General features: G+C 71.8%; 19 protein-coding genes and 1 riboswitch. Of the genes, 14 read left to right on the top strand and 5 right to left on the bottom strand.

Going from position 1 to position 19,197, the window contains the following annotated elements; translation table 11 throughout:
* The first annotated feature begins 40 nt into the window (after nucleotides 1-40).
* The 8 genes from ACZ79I_RS05660 to ACZ79I_RS05625 all read left to right on the top strand — a co-directional run bounded on the left by ACZ79I_RS05660 (nucleotide 41) and on the right by ACZ79I_RS05625 (nucleotide 6,930).
* On the top strand, nucleotides 41-877 hold the full coding sequence (locus tag ACZ79I_RS05660; RefSeq protein WP_471494667.1) for a DUF881 domain-containing protein: 837 nt from the start codon (nucleotides 41-43) through the stop codon (nucleotides 875-877).
* The gene (locus tag ACZ79I_RS05655; protein WP_019708255.1) at nucleotides 874-1,206 is read left to right on the top strand and encodes a small basic family protein; all 333 of its coding nucleotides are present in this window, start codon (nucleotides 874-876) and stop codon (nucleotides 1,204-1,206) included. The genes ACZ79I_RS05660 and ACZ79I_RS05655 overlap by 4 nt, the downstream gene beginning before the upstream one ends.
* A gap of 5 nt (nucleotides 1,207-1,211) precedes the next feature.
* A complete protein-coding gene (locus ACZ79I_RS05650; RefSeq protein ID WP_471494664.1) occupies nucleotides 1,212-2,072 on the top strand; it encodes a DUF881 domain-containing protein in 861 nt (286 codons plus the stop codon).
* Nucleotides 2,073-2,133: 61 nt separating this feature from the next.
* Nucleotides 2,134-3,006 carry an FHA domain-containing protein gene (locus ACZ79I_RS05645; protein ID WP_471494662.1) on the top strand — a complete coding sequence of 291 codons (873 nt, stop codon included), beginning with the start codon at nucleotides 2,134-2,136 and terminating at the stop codon, nucleotides 3,004-3,006.
* A gap of 42 nt (nucleotides 3,007-3,048) precedes the next feature.
* Nucleotides 3,049-3,816: a transcriptional regulator FtsR gene (gene ftsR, locus ACZ79I_RS05640; RefSeq protein ID WP_471494660.1), complete on the top strand. Its 768-nt coding sequence runs from the start codon at nucleotides 3,049-3,051 to the stop codon at nucleotides 3,814-3,816.
* An 84-nt stretch (nucleotides 3,817-3,900) separates the two neighbouring features.
* A complete protein-coding gene (locus ACZ79I_RS05635; RefSeq protein WP_004002801.1) occupies nucleotides 3,901-4,374 on the top strand; it encodes a bifunctional nuclease family protein in 474 nt (157 codons plus the stop codon).
* Nucleotides 4,375-4,722: 348 nt separating this feature from the next.
* Nucleotides 4,723-5,397: a MerR family transcriptional regulator gene (locus tag ACZ79I_RS05630; RefSeq protein ID WP_471494658.1), complete on the top strand. Its 675-nt coding sequence runs from the start codon at nucleotides 4,723-4,725 to the stop codon at nucleotides 5,395-5,397.
* Nucleotides 5,398-5,472: 75 nt separating this feature from the next.
* Nucleotides 5,473-6,930: a DNA polymerase IV gene (locus ACZ79I_RS05625; protein WP_471494656.1), complete on the top strand. Its 1,458-nt coding sequence runs from the start codon at nucleotides 5,473-5,475 to the stop codon at nucleotides 6,928-6,930.
* A 10-nt stretch (nucleotides 6,931-6,940) separates the two neighbouring features.
* Here the strand turns inward: ACZ79I_RS05625 and ACZ79I_RS05620 are convergent, their stop codons facing one another.
* Entirely contained in the window at nucleotides 6,941-7,312 is a 372-nt protein-coding gene (locus ACZ79I_RS05620; protein ID WP_471494654.1) for a PRC-barrel domain-containing protein, read from the bottom strand.
* A gap of 113 nt (nucleotides 7,313-7,425) precedes the next feature.
* Nucleotides 7,426-7,521: riboswitch (glycine riboswitch) on the top strand.
* 177 nt (nucleotides 7,522-7,698) lie between these two features.
* Here ACZ79I_RS05620 and gcvP point away from each other — a divergent pair.
* Nucleotides 7,699-10,584, top strand: coding sequence for an aminomethyl-transferring glycine dehydrogenase (gene gcvP, locus ACZ79I_RS05615; protein ID WP_471494652.1), 2,886 nt, complete (start codon nucleotides 7,699-7,701; stop codon nucleotides 10,582-10,584).
* 93 nt (nucleotides 10,585-10,677) lie between these two features.
* Here gcvP and ACZ79I_RS05610 read toward each other — a convergent pair whose 3' ends face one another.
* Both ACZ79I_RS05610 and ACZ79I_RS05605 read right to left on the bottom strand, forming a co-directional pair.
* Nucleotides 10,678-10,884, bottom strand: a complete 207-nt coding sequence (locus ACZ79I_RS05610; protein WP_103840200.1) for a DUF5999 family protein — start codon at nucleotides 10,882-10,884, stop codon at nucleotides 10,678-10,680.
* A gap of 395 nt (nucleotides 10,885-11,279) precedes the next feature.
* Complete coding sequence (locus ACZ79I_RS05605) at nucleotides 11,280-11,864, bottom strand: hypothetical protein (RefSeq protein WP_471494650.1); 585 nt, start codon at nucleotides 11,862-11,864, stop codon at nucleotides 11,280-11,282.
* A gap of 530 nt (nucleotides 11,865-12,394) precedes the next feature.
* Between ACZ79I_RS05605 and ACZ79I_RS05600 the strand changes: the two genes are divergently transcribed.
* On the top strand, nucleotides 12,395-13,912 hold the full coding sequence (locus ACZ79I_RS05600; RefSeq protein WP_471494648.1) for a glutamate-cysteine ligase family protein: 1,518 nt from the start codon (nucleotides 12,395-12,397) through the stop codon (nucleotides 13,910-13,912).
* A gap of 232 nt (nucleotides 13,913-14,144) precedes the next feature.
* The gene (locus ACZ79I_RS05595; protein ID WP_471494646.1) at nucleotides 14,145-14,945 is read left to right on the top strand and encodes a CPBP family intramembrane glutamic endopeptidase; all 801 of its coding nucleotides are present in this window, start codon (nucleotides 14,145-14,147) and stop codon (nucleotides 14,943-14,945) included.
* Nucleotides 14,946-14,999: 54 nt separating this feature from the next.
* On the opposite strand, the gene ACZ79I_RS05590 is transcribed toward ACZ79I_RS05595, so the two are convergent.
* Nucleotides 15,000-15,809: a PhzF family phenazine biosynthesis protein gene (locus ACZ79I_RS05590; protein WP_471494644.1), complete on the bottom strand. Its 810-nt coding sequence runs from the start codon at nucleotides 15,807-15,809 to the stop codon at nucleotides 15,000-15,002.
* Between the two features lie 136 nt (nucleotides 15,810-15,945).
* On the opposite strand from ACZ79I_RS05590, the gene ACZ79I_RS05585 reads away from it, so the two are divergent.
* Nucleotides 15,946-16,596: a PadR family transcriptional regulator gene (locus ACZ79I_RS05585; RefSeq protein ID WP_471494642.1), complete on the top strand. Its 651-nt coding sequence runs from the start codon at nucleotides 15,946-15,948 to the stop codon at nucleotides 16,594-16,596.
* Nucleotides 16,597-16,672: 76 nt separating this feature from the next.
* Here ACZ79I_RS05585 and ACZ79I_RS05580 read toward each other — a convergent pair whose 3' ends face one another.
* Nucleotides 16,673-17,101: a type II toxin-antitoxin system Rv0910 family toxin gene (locus ACZ79I_RS05580; RefSeq protein ID WP_471494639.1), complete on the bottom strand. Its 429-nt coding sequence runs from the start codon at nucleotides 17,099-17,101 to the stop codon at nucleotides 16,673-16,675.
* Between the two features lie 244 nt (nucleotides 17,102-17,345).
* On the opposite strand from ACZ79I_RS05580, the gene ACZ79I_RS05575 reads away from it, so the two are divergent.
* Together ACZ79I_RS05575 and ACZ79I_RS05570 are read left to right on the top strand one after the other, a co-directional pair.
* Nucleotides 17,346-17,936: a peptidase gene (locus tag ACZ79I_RS05575; RefSeq protein WP_471494637.1), complete on the top strand. Its 591-nt coding sequence runs from the start codon at nucleotides 17,346-17,348 to the stop codon at nucleotides 17,934-17,936.
* Nucleotides 17,937-18,024: 88 nt separating this feature from the next.
* Nucleotides 18,025-19,029, top strand: coding sequence for an EamA family transporter (locus ACZ79I_RS05570; RefSeq protein WP_471494635.1), 1,005 nt, complete (start codon nucleotides 18,025-18,027; stop codon nucleotides 19,027-19,029).
* The last annotated feature ends 168 nt before the right edge of the window (nucleotides 19,030-19,197 follow it).

Below are 19,197 nucleotides of genomic sequence, written 5' to 3'. Positions count from 1 at the left end.
TCGGAGCACAACCTCGCGCCCCCCGCGTCCGGACGCCTCCATGTCGTTGCTCACCAACGTCATGGACCACAGCCTGGACGACGGGTACGCCGAGGCCGCCGCCCGGAAGACGGCCGACGACGCCGGTGGCATGCCCAGAACGGTGCGGGCCAAGCTCGGTCTCGCGGCCGGTCTGGTGCTCGCCGCGGTCGTGGTGACCGTGGGCGCCGCGCAGGCGCGCATAGCGGCCCCGACGGTCGCCAGGGAACGCCAGGAGCTCATCGACCGGATCCAGCGGGAGACCGCGGCCGCGGACAAGCTCGAGGGCACGGTCGACAAGCTGCGCGACGACGTGAGCGCACGGCAGCGCGAGGCCCTGAAGAAGGACGGGGGCAGCGGCCGAGCGGATCTGGTGGGGCTTCTGTCCGGCGCCGTCGCGGTGCACGGCCCGGGCGTGAAACTGGTCGTGAACGACGCCAAGGAGGCCAGCACGGGGGGCGACGGCAACCCGCGCGAGACCTCCGGCTTCTCCGACACCGGACGTGTCCGCGACCGCGACATGCAGCGCGTCGTCAACGGCCTGTGGGAGTCGGGCGCCGAGGCGATCGCGATCAACGGGCAGCGGCTGACCGCGCTGTCGGCGATCAGGGCCGCGGGTGACGCGATACTGGTCGACAACAGGCCGCTGGTGCCGCCGTACACGGTGCTCGCGGTGGGGGACGGGCGACGGCTGAGCACCAGGTTCCAGAACAGCGCCGACGGGCTGTACCTGCATGCGCTTCAGGAGAACTACGGGATCCGGACCCGCATCTCCGCCGAGAGCGACGTCCGGCTGCCCGCCGCGCCGAGTGTGACCGTACGCACAGCACAACCGAGCACAGAGAAGGGCACATCGTGATCGCCGTACTGGGCCTCGTCGTCGGAGTCGTGGTCGGCCTGTTGGTCAGGCCCGAGGTTCCGGCGGTCGTCGAGCCTTACCTCCCGATCGCCGTCGTCGCGGCGCTCGACGCCGTGTTCGGGGGCCTGCGGGCCATGCTCGACGGCATCTTCGACGACAAGGTCTTCGTGGTGTCGTTCCTGTCGAACGTGGTGGTCGCGGCGCTGATCGTGTTCCTCGGCGACAAGTTGGGTGTCGGTGCGCAGCTGTCCACCGGCGTGGTGGTCGTCCTCGGCATCCGCATCTTCTCCAACGCGGCGGCGATCCGCCGGCACGTGTTCCGGGCGTGAGGGCGATGAGCAACGAGGACCACAAGCCCGAGCCGCCGCAGGCCCCCGAGCACCGGCTGCGCAGGGAGTTGCCGCAGGAGGTCCCCGCACCGGCGACCGGGACCGCACGGACGCCGGACGGGGAGCAGGAGCCCGGGCCGGCGCTGAGCGGCCGCGGGCGCCTGCTGAAGGCCCTGTGGCCGCCGCGCGTCACGCGAGCCCAACTCATCGTCGCCCTCCTGCTCTTCGGCCTCGGCTTCGGCCTGGCCGTCCAGGTCGCCTCCAACAGCGACGGCGGCAGTGCCCTGCGCGGCGCGCGCCAGGAGGATCTTGTGCGCATCCTCGATGAACTCGACGACCGTACGCAGCGTCTTCAGGACGAGAAGCAGGGTCTCGAACATCAGCGGTCCGAGCTGGAGAACAGCTCGGACCGGGCCGAGGAGGCCCGCAAGCAGACCGCCGAGAAGGAGAGGCAACTGGGCATCCTCGCGGGCACCGTGGCCGCGCAGGGGCCCGGGATCACGATGACGATCGAGGACACGAAGGGGGCGGTCCGGGCGGACATGCTGCTCGACGCGATCCAGGAGCTGCGCGCGGCCGGCGCGGAGGCCATCCAGGTGAACGGCGTGCGAGTCGTCGCCGACACATATCTGTCGGATTCGGGCAAGAGTGTGAGCGTCGACGGGAACAAGATCAGCCAGCCCTATCGTTTCAAGGTCATCGGCAAACCGCAGGACCTCGAGCCGGCGCTGAACATCCCCGGAGGTGTGGTGCAGACTCTGGAGAAGGAGCAGGCCACGGTCACCGTGGAGCGTTCCACGAAGATCGTCGTGGACGCCTTGCGAGCGGCGAAGCAGCCTGACTACGCTCGGTCGTCCCCCCAGTGAACCGCCGGTGCATGGAGGCGGTCCGGCAAGGGCATGAGGTTGCGGGGGGTCGGCGCACCGAATGGGTGGTGCGTGGTGGAAACTGTCTGGTGGATACGGACGTTGTGAAGATGTCCGGGTCGGCCGGTGTATGCAGTCAGGGTTCGTCCTGCCCCACGGGCGGGTCTGTTTCGGTCAAGGGGAATCGCCCGTGAAGTTGTTTGCGAAGTTGTTCGGCAAGAGCGCGCGAGAGGGCGGCGACAACGCGACTGCCCGCCATCGCGCACAGCCGGGAGAGGCCGAGGGCCAGCGCCCGCTGTTCCGGGACCAGGTGGCCGGGCCGGGTGGCGACATGTCCGGAGGTCAGGGCGCGTCGTCGGTTGACCCCGCCGCTTCCGGCCGCATAGGTTTCGGGGATATGTCGGCCCTGGTGTGTTCAAGGTGCGGTCACCGCAATGCGGAGAACAGCCGCTTCTGCTCCAACTGCGGTGCGCCGCTTCGGGCCGGAGCGGTTCCGGAGCGTGCGTCGGAGACGACCTCCACGATCTCCATCTCGGGTCTGGAGGCGTACGACGCGGAGGCCACCGGCCAGACGCCGATGCCGACGCTGTCTCCCGAGGCGCAGGCGGCCGTCGACGCGCTGCCGCTGGGCTCGGCGCTGCTGGTGGTGCGCCGAGGCCCCAACTCGGGCAGCCGCTTCCTGCTGGACGCCGAACTCACCACGGCGGGCCGTCATCCGCAGAGCGACATCTTCCTGGACGACGTGACGGTCTCCCGCCGGCACGTGGAGTTCCGCCGCAGCCCGGACGGCACGTTCACGGTGGCCGACGTCGGCAGCCTGAACGGCACGTATGTGAACCGGGAGCGGATCGACCAGGTGGCGCTCTCCAACGGTGACGAGGTGCAGATCGGCAAGTACAGGCTGGTCTTCTACGCAAGTCAGCGGGGCATCTGACCCTCCCCCGGACACCGTCCGGGGGGACCCCAGGGAAGGTCCATGCTTCAAACACCGAGCGGCGGTGCCGACAGCGGCACCGCCGCCGCGGACGGCGGCCTGATGAGCATCGGCACGGTGCTGAACGTGCTGCGCGAGGAGTTCCCCGAAGTCACCGTCTCCAAGATCCGCTTCCTGGAGTCGGAGGGGCTCATCGAGCCGCAGCGGACCCCGTCGGGGTACCGCAAGTTCAGCGAGCGGGACGTCGAGCGGCTCGGCCGGGTGCTGAGGATGCAGCGGGACCACTATCTGCCGCTGAAGGTCATCCGCGAGCACCTGGACGCCCTGGAGCGCGGCGAGGAGGTGCGGCTGCCGTCCCTGGGCCGGCAGCGCGACGCGGGTGACGGAGAGCTGCTCGGAGACCTGCTCGGAGACCTGCTGGGCGATGCCGACACCGCGACAGGCGCGCGGATCGGCCGGGAGGAGCTGCTGGCAGCCGCCGGGATCTGCGCGGAGCAGCTCGCGGAGTGGGAGTCGTACGGGCTCGTCGCACCGCTGCCGGACGGGACGTACGAGGCGGAGGCGGCCACGGTGGCCACTCTGGTGGCGGAACTGGGCCGGCACGGGATCGAGCCGCGCCATCTGCGGATGATGAAGGCCGCCGCGGAGCGCGAGGCGGGCCTGGTGGACCAGGTGGTGGCCCCGTTGCGGCGCCATCGCAATCCGCAGACCAGGGCGCACGCCGAGGCACGCGCGAAGGAACTGGCCGGGCTCGCGGTGAAGCTGCATGCAGCACTGGTGCAGTCCGCCCTGGGCGTGCGCCTGCCCTGAGCCCTGACGTTCGCCGTCGGCGGATCGGCGGCCCGATCTGTGCCCGACTACCCAAACGTCCCGGGCACGGCCTAGGGTTGCTGTGTGAACGAGCTCGATGTCGTAGGTGTCCGGGTCGAGATGCCCTCCAACCAACCGATCGTGCTCCTGCGTGAAGTGGGAGGCGACCGTTACCTCCCCATCTGGATCGGCCCCGGGGAGGCGACTGCGATCGCCTTCGCCCAGCAGGGCATGGCGCCCGCGAGACCGCTGACCCACGACCTGTTCAAGGATGTGCTGGAGGCCGTCGGCCAGGAGCTCACGGAAGTGCGCATCACGGATCTGCGTGAAGGCGTCTTCTACGCGGAGCTGGTCTTCGCCAGTGGTGTCGAGGTGAGCGCCCGGCCGTCCGACGCCATAGCGCTGGCGCTGCGCACCGGAACGCCGATCTACGGCAGCGACGGGGTGCTCGACGACGCCGGTATCGCGATCCCGGACGAGCAGGAGGACGAGGTCGAGAAGTTCCGCGAGTTTCTCGACCAGATCTCACCGGAGGACTTCGGTACGAGCAGCCAGTGACCGGCCCCGCGGGCCCGGCCGACGCGGTGCGCTGACCGGGGGCGGCCGGGGACTGTGTGCGTACACCGGACTCTTCGCGCACGGGCCGCGCCCGGCGGGGCGCGGAAGCCGCGGGAGAACACCCGGCGGCACGCGGAGCGGGCCGCTCCACGGGGTGGGGCACGGACCGAAGGCCAGTGCGATGTCCGGCGATCCTTCGCTCGGGCATTCGGCTAGCCTTTCCCCACGGGAGGGCACGGGAAACCACTCCTAGGGTGATTATCACTCGGCGTGCCGAGTGTGGCGATCGTTGACGCACCCCTGGTGACTGCCTACCGTCGAGAAGGCAGGTCAAGGACGGAGGTCGGCGTGAGAAGCAGCGGCGGCGGTACGGCTGGGGGTGCCCCCGGACGCAGTCCGGGAGAGAGCGGTCCGTATCCTTCCCCAAGCTCTCGGCTCCGTTCCAGCGGGGGGTACGTCCACCCCGGCAGCCCCGTGGGCTCCGCCGCCCAGCGGCCGGCGCCCGCGCCGGGCGGTGCGGGGGCGGCTTCCGAGGACATCGGCTACCGCGGTCCCACGGCGTGCGCCGCGGCGGGCATCACCTATCGGCAACTGGACTACTGGGCCCGGACGGGTCTCGTCGAGCCGAGCGTGCGCCCCGCCTACGGATCGGGGACGCAGCGGCTGTACAGCTTCCGGGACGTCGTGGTCCTCAAGATCGTCAAACGCTTCCTCGACACCGGTGTGTCGCTGCAGAACATCCGCGCCGCCGTCCAGCACCTCAGGGAGCGCGGTTTCCGCGACCTGGAGCGGATGACGATGATGAGCGACGGCGCGACGGTGTACGAGTGCACCTCGCCGGACGAGGTGCACGCGCTGCTGCAGGGCGGACAGGGCATCTTCGGCATCGCCGTGGGCGTCGTGTGGCGGGACGTCGAGAACGCGCTGTCGCAGCTGCACGGAGAGCGCGTCGACACCGGTGAGACCATCGTCGGCCCCAATCCGGCGGACGAGCTGGCACGGCGCCGCAACCGGGCCGTCTGAGGCGCGCCGCCGGCATACCGCGCTGTCAGTGGCGTAGGGCAGCAGCTGTCAGTGGCGTAGGGCAGCATCGGAGATGTGAGAACCGCGCCCACGATCCTGCATCTCGACATGGATGCCTTCTACGCCTCGGCGGAGCAGGCGGCCAAGCCGAGCCTGCGCGGGAAGGCCGTCGTCGTGGGCGGGCTCGGGCCGCGGGGTGTGGTGGCCACGGCCTCGTACGAGGCGCGGGCCTTCGGGGTCCACTCGGCGATGCCCATGGCCCAGGCGCGCCGCCTCGCGCCGCACGCCGCCTATCTGGTGCCGCGCTTCGGGCTCTACCGCGAGGTCAGCGAGCAGGTCATGGGCATGCTGCGGGCCCTGTCGCCGCTGGTGGAGCCGCTCAGCCTGGACGAGGCGTTCGTGGACCTGGAGGCCGGGGGAGCGGCCTGGGACGAGGAGTCGGCACGGCTGGCCGGGGTGAAGCTGCGCGCAGACATCCGTGCCGTCACCGGGCTGACGGGCTCGGTGGGCCTCGCCGCCTCCAAGATGCTCGCGAAGATCGCCTCCGAGCGGGCCAAGCCGGACGGACTGGTGCTGATACGGCCGGGCACCGAGCGTGCGCTGCTGGGCCCCCTGTCCGTGCGGACCCTGCCGGGCGTCGGCCCCGCCACCGGGGACCATCTGCGACGGGCCGGGATCACCACCGTCGACGAGATCGCCGAGGCGGGCGAGGACGAGCTGGTACGGCTGCTGGGCAAGGCCCACGGCCACGCGCTGTACGCCATGGCGCTTGCACGGGACGAGCGGCCCGTGGTGGCCGAGCGGGAGACCAAGTCGGTGTCCGTCGAGGACACGTACGACGTGGACATCCACGACCGGATCCGGGTCGGCCTGGAGGTGCAGCGGCTCGCGGACCGGTGCGTGCGGCGGCTGCGGGAGGCCGGGCTGTCGGGGCGGACCATCGTGCTGAAGGTGCGGCGGTACGACTTCTCGACCCTGACCCGTTCGGAGACCCTGCGCGGGCCCACGGACGATCCCACGGTGGTGCGGGAGGCCGCGGCGCGGCTGCTGGACTCCGTGGACACCACGGGGGGCGTACGGCTCCTCGGCGTGGGCGTCAGCGGGCTGGCCGACTACACGCAGGAGGACCTGTTCGCCCAGGCCCATCTCTCCGCGGGGGAGGCCGCGGCGGAGGAGCCCCTGGAGCCGGAGGGCGCGGACGGGCCCGCGGCCGGGGAGCAGCCCGCGACTCCGTCCGAGCACGTCTGGCGCCCGGGACTCGACGTCCGGCACGCCGAGTACGGGCCCGGCTGGGTGCAGGGCAGCGGTCTGGGCCGGGTGACCGTCCGGTTCGAGACCCCCGGCTCGGAGCCGGGACGTGTGCGCACCTTCCGCACCGACGACCCCGCGCTGGAGCCGGCGGATCCCCTGCCCCTGGTTCCGCGACCGCCCGGGGACCCGCCCGGGACGCGGCGAAGACCCGAGGGCGCCGAGCCGGGTGCCGCGCAGAACGCGGCCGGGGCCCGGTCGCAGAACGCGGCCCGGGCTCAGTGACGGGCAGGGCTCACGTCTCCTCCGATCCGGCGAGACGCCCGAAGTCGCGGTCCGCCGGCGGGGGCGGCGCGGCCACGTCCAGGCCGTAGTGGTGGTAGAGCTGCAGCTCCTGCTCGGGGGAGAGGTGGCGTCCGACGCCGAAGTCCGGGGCGTCCTTGATCAGGGCCCGGTCGAAGGGGACCCGCAGCGTGCCCTCCACCAGTTCGCTGGGCTCCAGCGGGACGAACGCGTCCCTGCCGAACAGGCCCGTTCGTATGGCCGCCCACTCCGGCACACCGGTCGCGTCGTCGAGGTACACCTCGTCGACCGTGCCGATCTTGGCTCCGTTGCGGTCGAACGCCTTGCGGCCGATCAGATTCCGCGGATCGATGTCGGTCTGCACGGTCCCTCCAATTGGTCGCAATGCGGACTACGCACTACAAAAGAGCACATTCCGCTACACGGCCACTCGAAGGTTCCCGCGATGTCCCCGCTGGTACGCTGGCAAACGGCTGCTGAACCCGTGCGGGAGAGTCCTCCGGAGCGATCCGGAGGCGCCGAAGGAGCAAATCCTCCCCGGAATCTCTCAGGCCCACGTACCGCACGGACGAGGTCACTCTGGAAAGCAGGGCGGGTGCCGACGGCTCCCGCTCTCACCGACGGTGAAAGCCGGAGCGCCTTGCGGCGGACCGGTGAAGCTCTCAGGTCGAGATGACAGAGGGGGAGGCCGTCGGGGCACCCGTGCCGTGGTGCCCTTCACAGGTCGCGTCAGACCAGGAGGCCTCCGCAATGACCGCCCACCGCATTCCGCTCGCCGAGCTCGAACAGGGGACGCCCTTCGAGCAGCGCCACATCGGGCCCGACCAGGAGGCGCGGGCCAAGATGCTCGCGCAGGTCGGCTACGGCTCGCTCGACGACCTCACGGCCGCCGCCGTCCCGGATGTGATCAAGAACGCCGACGGCCTGGCGCTGCCGGGCGCGCGCACCGAGGCCGAGGTGCTGGCCGAGCTGCGCTCCCTCGCCGACCGCAACCAGGTCCTCGACTCCATGATCGGTCTGGGCTACTACGGGACCTTCACGCCGCCGGTGATCCTGCGGAACGTGCTGGAGAACCCTGCGTGGTACACCGCGTACACGCCGTATCAGCCGGAGATCTCGCAGGGCCGGCTCGAGGCCCTGCTCAACTTCCAGACCATGGTCGCCGACCTCACCGGCCTGCCGACGGCCGGTGCCTCCCTGCTCGACGAGGGGACGGCCGCCGCCGAGGCGATGGCGCTGTCCCGGCGCATGGGCAGGAACAAGAACGGCCTCTTCCTGGTCGACGCGGACGCGCTGCCGCAGACCGTCGCCGTGATCCGGACCCGCGCGGAGCCGACCGGCGTGGAGGTCGTGGTCGCCGACCTGAGCGACGGCATTCCGGCCGAGGTCGCCGAGCGGGAGATCAACGGCGTACTGATCCAGTACCCGGGCGCCTCCGGTGCCGTCCGCGACATCAGGCCCGTCGTCGCGCAGGCCCACGAGCGCGGCGCCCTCGTCACCGTGGCGGCCGACCTGCTCGCGCTGACGCTGCTGACCCCGCCGGGTGAGCTGGGCGCCGACATCGCCGTCGGGACGACGCAGCGCTTCGGTGTGCCCATGGGCTTCGGCGGGCCGCACGCGGGCTACATGGCGGTGCACGAGAGGTTCGCGCGCAGCCTGCCGGGCCGGCTCGTGGGCGTCTCCGTGGACGCGGACGGGCACAAGGCGTACCGGCTGGCACTGCAGACCCGGGAACAGCACATCCGCCGCGAGAAGGCCACCAGCAACATCTGCACCGCGCAGGTGCTGCTCGCCGTGATGGCCGGGATGTACGCCGTCTACCACGGGCCCGAGGGCCTGCGCACCATCGCGCGGCGCACCCACCGCTACACCGCGATCCTCGCCGCGGGTCTGGCGGCGGGAGGGGCCGAGGTCGTCCACGGCGCCTACTTCGACACGCTCACCGTGCGGGTGCCGGGCCGCGCCGACGCGGTCGTCGCCGCCGCGCGGGAGAGCGGGATCAACCTGCGCCTCGTCGACTCCGACCACGTCTCGATCGCCTGCGACGAGACGACCACGCGGGCCCAGCTGGGCGCCGTGTGGACCGCCTTCGATGTCGAGGCGGACGTCGAGGCGCTGGACGCGGGCACCGGGGACGCCCTCCCGCAGGCGCTGCTGCGCACCGACGACTACCTCACCCACCCGGTCTTCCACCAGTACCGCTCCGAGACCGCGATGCTGCGCTACCTGCGCCGGCTGGCAGACCGCGACTACGCGCTCGACCGCGGCATGATCCCGCTGGGCTCCTGCACCATGAAGCTCAACGCGACCACGGAGATGGAACCGGTCAGCTGGCCCGAGTTCGGGCAGCTGCACCCCTTCGCGCCCGCCGAGCAGGCGCAGGGCTACCTCACGCTCATCCGCGAGCTGGAGGAGCGCCTGGCCGAGGTCACCGGCTACGACAAGGTCTCCCTGCAGCCGAATGCCGGCTCGCAGGGCGAGCTGGCCGGCCTGCTCGCCGTCCGCGGCTACCACCGTGCGCGCGGCGACCACCGGCGCACCGTCTGCCTCATCCCGTCCTCGGCGCACGGCACCAACGCCGCGAGCGCCGCGATGGCCGGGATGAAGGTCGTCGTGGTGAAGACCGCGGAGGACGGTGAGATCGATGTCGAGGACCTGCGGGCCAAGATCGAGCGGTACCGCGACGAGCTCGCCGTTCTGATGATCACGTACCCCTCCACGCACGGTGTGTTCGAGGAGCACGTCGCCGACATCTGCGCGGCCGTGCACGAGGCCGGCGGCCAGGTGTACGTCGACGGCGCCAACCTCAACGCGCTGGTCGGCCTCGCCAAGCCGGGCCACTTCGGCGGGGACGTCTCGCACCTCAACCTGCACAAGACGTTCTGCATCCCGCACGGCGGCGGCGGCCCGGGCGTCGGCCCGGTCGGCGTGCGCGCCCACCTGGCGCCGTACCTGCCGAACCACCCCCTGCAGCCCGCGGCCGGCCCGGAGACGGGCGTCGGCCCGATCTCGGCGGCCCCGTGGGGCTCCGCGGGCATCCTGCCGATCTCGTGGGCGTACGTCCGGCTCATGGGCGGTGAGGGCCTCAAGCACGCCACGCAGGTGGCCGTGCTGTCCGCCAACTATGTCGCCAAGCGCCTGGAGCCGCACTACCCGGTCCTCTACACCGGCCCGGGCGGCCTGGTCGCGCACGAGTGCATCATCGACCTGCGTCCGCTGACCAAGGCGACCGGTGTGACCGTCGACGACATCGCCAAGCGGCTGATCGACTACGGCTTCCACGCGCCGACGATGTCGTTCCCGGTGGCCGGCACACTGATGATCGAGCCGACCGAGTCCGAGGACCTCGCGGAGCTCGACCGGTTCTGCGAGGCGATGATCGCCATTCGAGCGGAGATCGAGAAGGTCGGTTCCGGCGTGTGGCCCGCCGACGACAACCCGCTGCGGAACGCCCCGCACACCGCCGCCGCCCTCGGCGGGAAGTGGGAGCACCCGTACGCCCGCGAGGAGGCCGTCTTCCCGGCCGGCGCCGCGGCCGCCGACAAGTACTGGCCGCCGGTGCGCCGGATCGACCAGGCGTTCGGCGACCGCAACCTGGTCTGCTCCTGCCCGCCGCTGGACGCCTACGAGGAGTGATCGACGCCTGGCATGCGTCGGGGCCGGTTCCGGAGCGTTCGTCTCCGGGCCGGCCCCTCGTATGCCGGGGCAGCGGTGCCCCGCGTGTGCGGCTCAGGCGGCCGTCATCACCTGGTCGGTGCCCAGCGGGCGGTGCGGGGCGATGATCTGACCGTCGGGCAGAAGCTCACCGGTGTCCTCGAAGAGCAGAACGCCGTTGCACAGCAGGCTCCATCCCTGCTCCGGGTGGTGCGCCACAAGGCGGGCGGACTCCCGGTCGGCGGATTCGGCGGTCGGGCACGGTGGCTGGTGCTGGCACATGGTGGTGGGGATCTTTCGCTCTGTTGTGAATTCTGAGATGGCTGTCGTGTCTGTCCCGCGGCTCGTCGCGTCGTTCATGCCGCCCCCCGTTGGCGATACGTCGGTCTGGAACCCAGTGTTGCCCCACGGGCGTCAATCCGCAGGGATTTCGCAGCACCGCTCCTCACAGGTTCATGACGCACCACCCAGGAGGACGGTTCATTCCAACTCTGGTGTCCTTTCGGGTGGTTCGCAGTGGCCGTAAGGGGCTAGTCCATATGGGCCGACCAGCGGATCGTCCCTCGTACGAGCGTGGTGGAACACGAACGAGCGACCGGGCGGGCGCGTGCTTGACGGCCGGGATGCGGCGTGCCCCGCGGCCGTCTCCGGCGGCGGGGCACGACGGGCGGCGGGACCTACGCGGGCGAGCCGAGCAGCGGCGCCGGAGTCACCCGGAGGGTGAGCACCGGGAGGAGTTCGGCGACGCGGTGCGGGCGGTGCGCGGCGATGCCGGGCGGGGCGGGCGCGAGCGGCACCAGGAGGTCGGTCGCCGCCGGGTGGCCCGCCGCACCGTCGGCGGCGCAGTCGCCGTGCAGCCACAGCGTCAGCATGTACAGCTCGGGCACGGACAGGAGCCTGGGCTGGTACGGCTGTTTCATGGCCTCCGCCTGACTGAGGGCACGCTCGGTGGCGGCGATGTACGGGCCCTCGAAGAAGCGGGAGAACGCCCAGCCGTCGGGGGTGAGCATGGTCTCGGCGGCGGCCACCGCGCGGTTGCCGGCGCGGATGAGGAAGCGCCACCCGGCGAGCCGGGTGGCCGACGCGCCCGCAGGGGTGATCCGGTCGAGCACGTGGACGGGCAGCGGCATCTCCGGGGTGGTGGGTCCCTGGGCGGCGCGCAGGGACGGGGTGCGGGCCTCATGGACAGCGGTGGGGGAACCGAGTGCCGTGAGGACGGAGCGGAGAGCGGGCGCGGGAGCCGGGGGGACATGCAGCGGCATGGTGGGTCGCCTCTCATTCGACAGGCACGGGTGCGCGGGGGCGGGCGGACGGCGCTGTCAGCTCTGAGGGGTCAGAGGGGCGGGAACTGTGCCCGGGCGAATGGAAGGCGCTGTGACGACAGGGCGCAGGACCGCGATCGCCAACTCTCTGCCCCGTGTGCGAAGTTTATATGAAACGTGTTCACCCGGTGTTTCGGCTAGCCGTCCCGTGCATGACGAACAAGTGGAGATCCGGTCGCTGATAAGTGTGGTTCGTCCCGATGCTGCACGAGCGCCCCGGCGGCGACCTCGGAATACTTGTCCGTAGCGGTCGGCCGATTCTCGTCGGCGATTTTCCTCACATGGTTGCGCCCTGAAACTGCGTACGGCCGCATGCCGCGTGAATGTGCCCGGACACACCGCCCCCCAGCGTAGCGGGTGACGGCCTCCCGGGGGGACGTTATCGATCGCGTTGCCGGGGCATCATCCACCGTGACCCGGGACAGCAGCGGCCGGATCGTCGGCCTGCCCATCCAAGGAGGGACACTTCGATGGGAGAGAAGGTCGTGGCAGGGCCGTTCGACCTGTCCGATCGCCAGCGCTACCGCGGCAAGCTCAGGCGGTGTCTGGCGGGACTGGAGCGCCTGCTGGAGGAGAAGCGGTTCGACCGCCCGAAGAACCTCATGGGTCTGGAGATCGAGTTGAATCTCGCCGGACCCGACGGCATGCCGAGAATGATGAATGCGCAAGTACTCGAAAAGATTGCGAGCCGGGATTTCCAGACAGAACTCGCCATGTTCAACCTGGAAGTCAACATCGCTCCGCACCGGCTGGGCGGCCGGGTATTCGACCGGCTCGCCGAGGAGCTGCGCACGTCACTCGCCTATGCCGACCGGAAAGCGAACGAGGTCGACGCCGGAATCGTGATGATCGGCATTCTGCCGACGCTCGGCCGCGACGACCTCGTCTCCTCCAACCTCTCCGCCGTGGACCGCTACACCCTGCTCAACGACCAGATCGTGGCCGCGCGCGGTGAGGACTTCACGCTGGACATCGAGGGGGTGGAGCGGCTCGTGTGCACCTCGCGGTCGATCGCGCCCGAGGCCGCCTGTACCTCCGTCCAACTGCACCTGCAGGTCACCCCGGCACGCTTCGCCGACGTGTGGAACGCGGCGCAGGCGGTCGCGGCGGCGCAGATCGCCGTCGGCGCCAACTCGCCGTTCCTGTTCGGGCGCGAGCTGTGGCGCGAGTCCCGGCCGCCGCTGTTCCAGCAGTCCACGGACACCCGGCCGCCCGAGCTGCAGGCGCAGGGTGTGCGGCCGCGCACCTGGTTCGGGGAGCGCTGGATCACCTCGGCGCAGGAGCTGTTCGAGGAGAACCTGCGTTACTTCCCCGCGTTGCTGCCGATCTGCGACGACGAGGACCCCCTGCGGGTGCTGAACGAGGGCGGCGTCCCCAAGCTCGCGGAACTCGTCCTGCACAACGGCACGGTGTACCGCTGGAACCGGCCCGTGTACGGCATCGCCGACGGGGTTCCGCATCTGCGGGTCGAGAACAGGGTGCTGCCCGCCGGACCCACCGTCACCGATGTGATCGCCAACGCGGCCTTCTACTACGGCGTCGTCCGCGCCCTGGCGGAGGAGGCGCGACCGGTCTGGACACGGCTGCCGTTCGAGGCGGCGGCCGCCAATTTCGACGCCGCCTGCCGCCACGGTGTCGAGGCACGCCTGCGCTGGCCGCGGCGCGGGCGCCATACCGGGACCACCGAGGTGGAGGCCGTGGACCTGGTGCGCGACGAGCTGCTGCCCCTCGCCGAGGCGGGGCTGGACGCATGGGGCGTCGAGCCCGCGGACCGCGACCTCTACCTCGGAGTGATCGACGAACGGTGCAGGCGGAGGACCAACGGGGCGAGCTGGCAGGCCGCCACCTTCCACCGGGCCCTGGAGCGGGGGATGGACCGGACCGCCGCGCTGGCCGCGACGACACGGAGGTACTGCGAGCTGATGCAGGCGGGAGAGCCGGTGCACACCTGGCCGGCCGGACTGCCGGAACCCGTGCCGCTGGGATGAGCGGCCGATCGGGCGACGTGGCGTCCGCCGCCTCGGCGGCACGCGGGGCGCAGATGGCACAGGCGGCACACGTGGCACACGCGGCGCCGAGGGCCGGCGGCGCCCGCGTCGTGACCGTAGGGCAAGCTGTGACGTGCCACGACGGTGGTGACCCTCCCCGTTGAGTCCGCAGCGTGACGAAGCCGTATGGCAGGACGAAAGGGGGAGGTACGCCCTTCGACTGGAGGCGGGAGTGCAGGTGGAGGCAGGGTCGGTGACCGGTTCTCATCCCACGGAGCGGCCGACGCGGCGGATTCTGCGGGACGAGACGCTGCTCGTGCTGGCGCTCTCGCTCGGCGCGAGCGGGGTGTCCGCGCTGATCAGCTTTGTCGGGTCGGTCACCAAGCCGGGGGGCCTCAAGGAGCAGGCGGCCACCATGAACGCCTCGGCCGCGCCCGGCCGTCCCTGGCTCGATCTGGCCTGGCAGCTCTTCGGGATCGCGTCGGCGCTGGTACCGGTCGCACTCGTCGCGCACCTGCTGATGCGCGAGGGCGCGTCACTGCGCGCCCTCGGCTTCGATCGGACCCGGCCCTGGCCGGATCTCGGGCGCGGCGCCGCGGTCGCCGCGGTGATCGGATCCACGGGCATCGCGTTCTACCTCGCCGCCCGCGGTCTCGGTGCGAACCTCACGGTGGTGCCGGAGGCCCTGCCCGGCGTGTGGTGGAAGTACCCCGTCCTGGTGCTCTCGGCGGTGCAGAACGCCGTCCTGGAGGAGGTCATCGTCGTCGGCTATCTGCTGCGCCGGCTCGGCCGGTTGGGCTGGAGTCCGGGCACGGCACTGGTGGGCAGCTCGGTGCTGCGCGGTTCGTACCACCTCTACCAGGGCATCGGCGGGTTCCTGGGCAACATGGTGATGGGCGTCGTCTTCGTGTGGCTGTACCGGCGCTGGGGGCGGGTCGGTCCCCTGGTCGTGGCCCACTCCCTGCTCGACATCGGAGCCTTCGTGGGATACGCGCTGCTGGCGGGGAAGGCGGGGTGGCTGCCGACCGCGTGACGGCCCCGGACCGGGGCGTACGACACCGCCGTACGCCCCCGTCGTGCCGTGCCGTCATGCGAGCAGGTCGCCCTCGATGACGGTGACGGCGCGGCCGGTCAGCAGGGTGCGGTCGCCGCGGAGCTCCGTGCGGACGCGGCCGGAGCGCGGGGATGCCTGCAGCCCGGTGAGTTCGAGGCGGCCGAGGCGCTCGGACCAGTAGGGGGCCAGGGCGGTGTGGGCGCTGCCGGTGACCGGGTCCTCGTCGATGCCGACGTTCGGGAAGAAGCAGCGCGAGACGAAGTCGTATCCCCGGGAGGGGTCCTCGGCGAGGGCGGTGGCGATGACGCCGCGCGCGGAGTGGCGGCGCAGCGCCCCGTGGTCGGGGGCCAGGCCCAGCACCGTCTTCTCGTCGGCGAGTTCGAGCACCAGGTCGCCGACGCCCGGTCCGGTGTCGAAGGCGGTGCGGGGCTCGGCGCCGAGGGCCTCGGCCACGCCCTCCGGGATCTCGGCACGGGTGAGCGGCGCGGTGGGGAAGTCCAGCGTGACGGAGCCGTCCTCGCGTGGCACGGCGCTCAGGACGCCGCTGCGGGTGGCGAACCGCACGGGCCCCTCGTGGGCGCCGGTGGTGCGCAGCACATGGGCGGTGGCCAGGGTGGCGTGGCCGCACAGGGCGACCTCGGTGGCGGGCGTGAACCAGCGCAGCGCCCAGTCGGCCTCGCCCCCCTCGGGCAGGCGGTGCGCGAAAGCGGTCTCGGCGTGGTTGACCTCGCGGGCCACGTTCTGGAGCCATCCGTCGTCCGGGAAGGCGTCGAGGAGGAGCACCCCGGCCGGATTGCCGGCGAAGGGGCGGTCGGTGAAGGCGTCGACGATACGAATCCGCATGGCCCGACGCTAGAGGCGGGCGGACCCGGCGGGCCAAGGCCAATGCGTGCCGAGTGGACCGGGTCTTGTCACACACTCGCTTCCGATATATCGTTGACGCATCGCGACAGATCAACGATGGAATGGAGTGAGTGCGATGCGTTCCCATGGACACGACTTCGGATTCGAACGGCACGGACACCACGGCGGCCCCGGCCATCGCGCCCGGGGCGGCTTCGAGAGCCTGCGCGGCGCCTTCGGGCCCTTCGGGCCGCCAGGAGGGCCCGGCGGCCCCGGTTCCGGCGGGCCGGGCTTCTTCGGCCCCGGCGGCCCCTGGGGCGGGCGCGGCCGGGGTGGCCCGCGAGGAAGGGCGCGGCGCGGTGATGTGCGCGCGTCGATCCTGGCGCTCCTCAAGGACCGGCCCATGCACGGCTACGAGATGATCCAGGAGATCGCCGAGCGCAGCGGCGGCGCCTGGAAGCCCAGCCCGGGCTCGGTCTATCCCACCCTCCAGCTGCTGGAGGACGAGGGGCTGATCGCCAGTGAGAGCGAGGGCGGCAAGAAGCTCTTCTCGCTCACCGAGGCGGGCCGCGGCGCGGCGGACGAGGGTCCCGACGCTCCCTGGGAAGAGGCCTCGCGCGGCGTCGACTGGGAGGCCCTGCATGAGATCCGGCAGGCCGGGTTCGGTCTGATGGAGGCGTTCGGACAGGTCTGGAAGGCCGGCGACAAGGACCAGCGCGACAAGGCGGTCGCGGTCATCAACGAGGCACGCAAGAAGCTGTATCTGATCCTCGCCGGCGAGGACTGACGGCGGGCCGAGGCGGAAGCGGGCGCCCCGCGGCACCATGTCCGCGGGGCGCCCGTTTCGTCCGTGCGCGGCGTGCTCAGGACACCAGCGCCCCGAGCTTGCGCAGCGACTCGTTGAGGGCCGCCGTCGCCGAGTCCTTGAGCTTGCCCGCCATGAGGGAGACCGCCGCACCGGTGAACTCGCCGTCGATGCGGACCGAGGTCGCCCCGCCGTCCGGCGTCAGCGTGTAGCGCGTGGCGACGTTCACGGCCATCGGGCCCTTGCCCCGGATGGCCAGAACGCGTCCGGGCTGCAGCTCGTCGATGGTCCAGGTGACCTCGGCCGGGAAACCCATGAGCTTCATGTTCTCCTCGAAGGTCCCGCCCACCTCCAGCGCCTCGGGGCCGCCCTTCGGGAAACTGGTGTGGGTGGCGTTCCACTCGCCGTACGCCGACCAGTCCGTGAGCTGGGCCCACACCTTCTCGGCGGGTGCCTCGATACGCGCTTCCGCGCTGACTTCGGCCATGCGACCACCCCTTCGCGTCGGCTGCTGCGCCGGGCGCAGCTACGGTGTCGCGGAACGTAGCCGCAGGGCCTGGAACATTCAATACTGATGAACCGTCAGAAATTGTGGAGGCGGTTCGTGCGGCGGGCCCCGCAAGGCGGCGCGCGGCCCCTGGGGGGAAGACGGCTCGAAGTCATCCGCAAGGAGGAGAGGCCGGTCGGCCATGCCCAACCTGTGTCGGACACGAGAATGCTGCCCGCCGGGGATGACCCGGGGCCATGGGGCTGGTGGGGTGGGGGGCGTGCCCCTCCGTCACACGCAGCGCACCGCCGAGCGCGGCGCGCACCGCACGGACCCTGACGCCCGGCTCAGCGACGAGCTGGCCGCGGTGGTCGCGTGTGCCCGCAGGAGGGCGGTGCGCGACGGCGACCGGCAGGTCGACACGGCGCATCTGCTGCACAGCCTGCTGGAGTCCGGCCCCGAGGTGCGCGGTGTCTTCGACGGCCCGCAGGTCGCACGGCTGCTCGGCTATCTCGTCCAGCGCGCCATCGGCTACGGCCTGCGGTGGCGTGGGAGCGTCGAGGACTCCGGGGCGGGGCCGGTGCCCGGCGGATCGGAGGGCTGGTCGCCGGCGGCGGCGAGTGCCATGTACGCGGCATACGTGCGTGCGGAGCGGCGCGGCGGCGCCTGTGCCGGGGGGCTGGACCTGCTCGCGGTGATCGCCGCGGACCCCGGGTCGCGCGCCGTCGAGGTCCTCGCCCGCTCCGGTGTCGACATACGGGCCCTGGTGGCGCGGATCGACGCGGTGGCCGCCGTCGAGGAGTGCGCAGGGGGCGGCGGGACCGTCGCCCGCTGAGAGGCCGGCCCGCTGAGACGGGCGCCCGGGTCCACCCCGTGAGACAGGTGCTATCAAGGGTGACGCTCATGTCGACGCCTGTCATCATGTGCCGGTGCATACGTCTCAGGGCAGTCAGGGCAACCACGGCAGGGGCGTCGGGCTGGGGCTCGCCCTCGCGTCGGCGGTCGCGTTCGGCGGATCGGGCGTCGCGGCCAAGCCGCTGATCCAGGCGGGGCTGGACCCGCTCCATGTGGTGTGGCTCCGGGTCGCGGGCGCGGCGCTCGTGATGCTGCCGCTCGCCGTGCGCCACCGTGCGCTGGTGCGTGGCCGCCCCACCCTGCTCGCCGGGTTCGGGCTGCTCGCCGTGGCCGGCGTCCAGGCCTGCTACTTCGCCGCGATCTCCCGCATCCCCGTCGGCGTCGCCCTGCTCATCGAGTACCTCGCGCCCGCGCTCGTGCTCGGCTGGGTGCGGTTCGTGCAGCGGCGGCCCGTGACGCGCGCCGCGGCGGTCGGCGTGGTCCTCGCCGTGGGCGGACTCGCCTGCGTCGTCGAGGTGTGGTCGGGGCTCGGCTTCGACCCCGTCGGCCTGCTGCTCGCGCTCGGCGCCGCCTGCTGCCAGGTCGGCTACTTCGTCCTGTCCGACCACGGCGGCGACGCCGGGGAGCAGGCCCCGGACCCGCTCGGCGTCATCGCCCACGGCCTGCTCGTGGGAGCCGCCGTGCTCACCGCCGTCACCCGCCCCTGGCGCATGGACTGGTCCGTCCTCGCGGGCACCGCGCGGATGAACGGGACCCAGGTGCCGGCGTTCGTCCTCCTGGCCTGGATCGTCCTCGTCGCCACGGTCCTGGCGTACGTCACCGGCGTGCTGTCCGTGCGCCGGCTCTCGCCGCCGGTGGCGGGTGTCGTGGCCTGCCTGGAAGCGGTCATCGCCACGGTCCTGGCCTGGGTGCTGCTCGGCGAGCACCTGTCGGCGCCTCAGATCCTCGGCGGCGCGGTCGTCCTGGCGGGCGCCTTCATCGCCCAGTCGTCGGCGCCCGCGAAGGGGCCCGCCGAGCCGGTGGCGAGCGGCGGCACGGAAAAGGAGTTGCCGGCGCATGAAACGGCCGCATAGGGTGCCGATCATGCATTCGGACGCACTCGTTCTTCCGCCTCCGGCCGCCTGAGGCGGGCCTTCCGGACCACATGCCCGGCCCACCGCCGGGCGGAACGGTGCTGCCCGCAGAAGAAGTCCACGGACCCCGCCGCTCGGACCTGACCGATCCGGGGTCTCCTCCCGAAC

Source organism: Streptomyces sp. PSU-S4-23, assembly GCF_055632315.1.
The sequence above is the reverse complement of the archived record's forward strand: the minus strand, read 5'-3'. Positions and strand labels throughout refer to the sequence as shown.

What these genes read in the sequence shown, in the direction of transcription:
- ACZ79I_RS05660 (WP_471494667.1), top strand. Translation starts at nt 41, where the DNA reads ATGTCGTTGCTCACCAACGTCATGGACCACAGCCTGGACGACGGGTAC.
- ACZ79I_RS05645 (WP_471494662.1), top strand. Translation starts at nt 2,134, where the DNA reads ATGGGTGGTGCGTGGTGGAAACTGTCTGGTGGATACGGACGTTGTGAA.
- ACZ79I_RS05650 (WP_471494664.1), top strand. Translation starts at nt 1,212, where the DNA reads ATGAGCAACGAGGACCACAAGCCCGAGCCGCCGCAGGCCCCCGAGCAC.
- ACZ79I_RS05600 (WP_471494648.1), top strand. Translation starts at nt 12,395, where the DNA reads ATGGGAGAGAAGGTCGTGGCAGGGCCGTTCGACCTGTCCGATCGCCAG.
- ACZ79I_RS05605 (WP_471494650.1), bottom strand. Translation starts at nt 11,864, where the DNA reads ATGCCGCTGCATGTCCCCCCGGCTCCCGCGCCCGCTCTCCGCTCCGTC.
- ACZ79I_RS05580 (WP_471494639.1), bottom strand. Translation starts at nt 17,101, where the DNA reads ATGGCCGAAGTCAGCGCGGAAGCGCGTATCGAGGCACCCGCCGAGAAG.
- gcvP (WP_471494652.1), top strand. Translation starts at nt 7,699, where the DNA reads ATGACCGCCCACCGCATTCCGCTCGCCGAGCTCGAACAGGGGACGCCC.
- ACZ79I_RS05590 (WP_471494644.1), bottom strand. Translation starts at nt 15,809, where the DNA reads ATGCGGATTCGTATCGTCGACGCCTTCACCGACCGCCCCTTCGCCGGC.
- ACZ79I_RS05610 (WP_103840200.1), bottom strand. Translation starts at nt 10,884, where the DNA reads ATGTGCCAGCACCAGCCACCGTGCCCGACCGCCGAATCCGCCGACCGG.
- ftsR (WP_471494660.1), top strand. Translation starts at nt 3,049, where the DNA reads ATGCTTCAAACACCGAGCGGCGGTGCCGACAGCGGCACCGCCGCCGCG.
- ACZ79I_RS05575 (WP_471494637.1), top strand. Translation starts at nt 17,346, where the DNA reads ATGACCCGGGGCCATGGGGCTGGTGGGGTGGGGGGCGTGCCCCTCCGT.
- ACZ79I_RS05585 (WP_471494642.1), top strand. Translation starts at nt 15,946, where the DNA reads ATGCGTTCCCATGGACACGACTTCGGATTCGAACGGCACGGACACCAC.